Consider the following 3847-nt stretch of genomic DNA (forward strand, 5'->3'; position numbering starts at 1 on the left):
GTGCATTTGTCTTCGCGGCGGTGTTGTGCGCGGCACTGGTGTACCGAGGATGGTTCCGGTGGTATTCGATAGGGACACTGGTGGTCCTGATGGTTTCCGGATGGCTGGCATCGCAATTCATCCCGGACATCGCGGACAACCTTCCGACACCCTGGCTCGGAGCCTATGAGCGCATCAACGCCTACGTTTACCTCGTCTGGGTTGTGGTGTTGGCCGTGACGGTGATGCGCCGCACTCCAGGTGACGAGCAACCAACGAGGGAGTGACAAAACTACACCTTCGACAACTCCTCAGGTGGCTCGGGCACGACTTCGGTTTCGGGTTTGTGGAGCGTTTCGCCTTCGATGTCGATGTTGGGCAGCAGTGTGTCGAGCCAGCGCGGAAGCCACCAGGCCTTCTCGCCGAGCAGCACCATCACCGACGGGATGATGAGCATGCGCACGACGAACGCGTCGAAGACCACGGCGACGGCGAGCGCGAAGCCGATGGATTTGACGAGGGAATCTGGCTGCGTCATGAATGAGGCGAACACCGCGATCATGATGACGGCCGCGGCGGTCACCACCCGGGAACCGTGGTGGAAGCCCTTGATCACAGCATCTTTCGGGGAGGCACCGTGGGTGTGGTATTCGCGCATCCGGGTGACCAGGAAGACCTGGTAGTCCATGGCGAGTCCGAACACCACACCGATCAGGAAGATGGGCAGGAAGCTCACGATGGGTTGCGGGTTTCCGATCAGGCCGAATTCGCCTTCCTGGAACAGGGCCACGGTGGCGCCGAAGGTGGCGGCGATGCTGAGCAGGAAGCCGAGGGCGGCGGAGAGCGGAACCAGCACCGAGCGGAACACGAGCATCAGGAGTATGAAGGCCAGGCCCACCACGATCAGCAGGTAGGGAAGGAGCGACGCCCTGAGGCGAGCGGAGACGTCGCCCTCGATCGCGGTCTGCCCGGTGACGCCGAACGTGATGCCCGTCGACGTGGTGAGTGCACCTTCGGAGCCCCGGATGTTGTCCACCAGCTGCTGAGTGGCCGGTTCGCTGGGGCCGGAATCCGGGATCACCTGGATCATCGCGGTGTCGCCGGCCTTGTTGATGTCGACCACCTGAGCGTTCTTCACGCCCTGTTCGGAGGAAATCCTCGTCACCACGGCGCCGAACGCTTCCGTCCGTGTGCCGGCCGCCACGCCGGTGGCGTCCGCGACCACGACGAGCGCGCCGTTGGCTCCCACCCCGAAGCCGTCGGAGATCAGGTCGTAGGCCTCGCGCTGGGTGGTGCCGGGTGCGGCGGTGCCGTCATCGGGCAGGGCGAGGTCGAGTTTCAGTGCGGGGATTGCCAGCACGCCGAGCAGCACGACGCCGATCACCAGCGTGACCACGGGGACGCGGGTGATGAACCGCACGTACTTGACGGCCCGCGACGTCTCTTCCGGTGCGGGTTCGCCGGTGAGTTTCGGAATCTTCAGTGCAAACACCGAACGGCCGAAGATGCCGAGCACGGCGGGAAGCAGGGTGATCGCGATGATCACCGCCATGACGACGGTGAACGCCGCGGCCAGACCCATCGCGGTGAGGAACGGGATGCGCACCACCGACAGCGCCACAAGTGCGATGAACACCGTCATGCCCGCGAACACCACCGCGGATCCGGCGGTGCCCACGGCGCGTCCGGCGGCTTCTTCCCGGTCGTCGGTAAGGGCCAGTTCGTGTTTGTACCGGGAGACGATGAAGAGCGCGTAGTCGATGGCCACGGCCAGGCCGATCATCATCGCAAGAACCGGGGTGGCCGAGCTGAGTTCCCAGATGCCGGTGGCGGCGGTGATGCCGAGGCTGCCGATGGCCACACCGACGATCGCGGTGATCAGCGGAAGCCCGGCCGCCACCAGAGATCCGAAGGTGATCGCCAGGACGACGGCCGCGACGGCGATACCGATCAGTTCGGCGGGGCTGTCTCCGGCGGGCGCGGCGACGGCGCTGCCGGTGGCGTAGACGGTGATGCCCGCATCGCGTCCGGTCTGCACGGCCGCATCGATGGCGTCGCGGGTGTCGTCGGTGATGTCGGTTGCGGATTCGACGTCGAAGGTGACGGACGTGTAGGCCACCGCGTGGGCGGGGAAGTTCGGTGTGGCTTCCGTGTTGAGCGGCAGCAGCGCGGAGAGATTCTGTGGCGTCGGCACAGTCGGGTTGCGTTGATCGGGAGGTAGGGCGGCGTTCACTTCGGCGGCGGCCAGTTCCGCCTCGGATGTCGACACCGGGTTGGTGACGGCGGCGGCTGCCGCGGCGCCGAGCTGGGGGAGTGTCTTGATCTTGTCGATCACCGACTCTACCGCTGCAAGGTTTTTCGGATCGTCGAGCGTGTGCCCCTCGGGTGCGGCGAACACGAACTTGGCTGTGGCGGCGTCGAGCGCCATGCCCTGGCCGGCGCCGGGGAAGCGCGCATCCATGAGATCCATGGCCTTCTCGGCCGGGATGCCGGGAATCGAGAAGGTATCGGAGGTGGGTTTGGACAGGGTGGCGGCAGCAACACCCATCAGGACCAACATCAGCAATGCCGCTCCCGCGACGAGCCACTTGCGACGAAACGAGAACTTGCCCAACCGATACAGAAGGCCTGCCATGAGCCCGTCCTTGTCCCGAGTGCCCGATTCTGAACAAATGTCCGAATAAGAGTTACCACAGCAAACGATCCGGGGCAGGGTAACCGTGGTGAACCGCGCCCGCGAATTGTGGGAAATGTCGCAATTGTTGTCTGTGTCTCGGCGGGTATCGACCGGATATCGCGGTCGCCCGTTATCGATTATCCGGGTTTGGTCGGCGCCCGGCCGCATAATTCGGGGTGTAACAATCCTGCGGTCTTTTATTGCGGTTGTATCGTGACGTCGAACGGGCAATAGCGCGCGCTCCGACCGGATTTCGATACGACGTGCTGCCTGTATGTGCAGGTCAGGACATCGCCGGGCCGTCATCTGAAAACGTTCGTGGTCTGAATATTGCGACAGCCGACTCTTCTGCTGATAGCGTCGACCGCGAGGGGAGTGTTACTCGTTATTGCGGGGACAGCATATGTCTGCTTGTTACTCGCAGGTATTCGGACGGATTGTGGAGAATTCACGTATCGCGTAACGAAACGAGTGAGGAGCGATTACTACTGTGGCGAAAGTGCTGTGCTCGTGTCTCGCTTCTCGGGGGCGGCTCGTCCTCCCGCATCCGCCGACGGTCGTGCTGTCGGTAGCGGGAGGGAAGTAATTGTGACCGGCTACAGCGCGTCCACCGAGGAGTCGTTCGACGTCCGTCCGGTTCAGGCGACGCCGGTTCCGGCACGGGTCACGCGACGCGAATGGCAGAAGAAATACACACGCGCACTGGTCTGTACCGACGCGCTCGTCGTGATCGCCGCGGTGGTCTTCGCGCAGTGGCTGCGCTTCGGTCATGCGGAAGTGCTGGTTCAGTCCTCGACCCTCGACAGTGTGAGCTACGCGCTCATCTCGGCGGCGCTGATCGCGCTGTGGCTCGGGATGCTGTCGATCTTCCATACCCGGTCGCCGCGGATCATCGGGAGTGGGCCGGAAGAGTATCGCCGCATCGCCACGTCCACGATGCGGCTCTTCGGCATCATCGCCATCGTCGCGCTGCTCGCCAGGATGGATCTTGCGCGGCTCTATCTGGCCATCGCTCTTCCCGCCGGTCTACTGGGTCTGCTGTTCAGCCGGTGGATGTGGCGCCGGGCCGTCGCCTACCGGCGTGCGCAGGGCAGATTGCAGACCTCGGTTCTGGTTGTGGGCGCGCGGAGGTCGGTCAGCGGTCTGGCCGAGTCCTTCGACCGCGGTCGTGCCGACGGGTACACGGTGGTG

2 protein-coding genes and 1 pseudogene are annotated in these 3847 nt (G+C 64.2%); 2 read left to right on the forward strand and 1 reads right to left on the reverse strand.

Annotation, left to right across the window (positions count from 1 at the left end):
- Positions 1–266 (forward strand): annotated as a pseudogene (locus WAW17_RS03035) (hypothetical protein); the annotation flags it as partial.
- Between the two features lie 5 nt (positions 267–271).
- Here the strand turns inward: WAW17_RS03035 and WAW17_RS03040 are convergent.
- Positions 272–2614: an MMPL family transporter gene (locus WAW17_RS03040; protein WP_422331542.1), complete on the reverse strand. Its 2343-nt coding sequence runs from the start codon at positions 2612–2614 to the stop codon at positions 272–274.
- A gap of 630 nt (positions 2615–3244) precedes the next feature.
- Here WAW17_RS03040 and WAW17_RS03045 point away from each other — a divergent pair.
- Positions 3245–3847, forward strand: a 603-nt coding sequence (locus WAW17_RS03045; RefSeq protein ID WP_422331543.1) for a nucleoside-diphosphate sugar epimerase/dehydratase, incomplete at its 3' end; no start/stop codon positions are given.

It is taken from the genome of Rhodococcus sp. (in: high G+C Gram-positive bacteria) (genome assembly GCF_049286785.1).
Lineage (GTDB): Bacteria > Actinomycetota > Actinomycetes > Mycobacteriales > Mycobacteriaceae > Rhodococcus_F.

Excerpts from the sequence above, each read along its gene's own strand:
- WAW17_RS03040 (WP_422331542.1), bottom strand. The coding sequence starts at position 2,614 with ATGGCAGGCCTTCTGTATCGGTTGGGCAAGTTCTCGTTTCGTCGCAAG.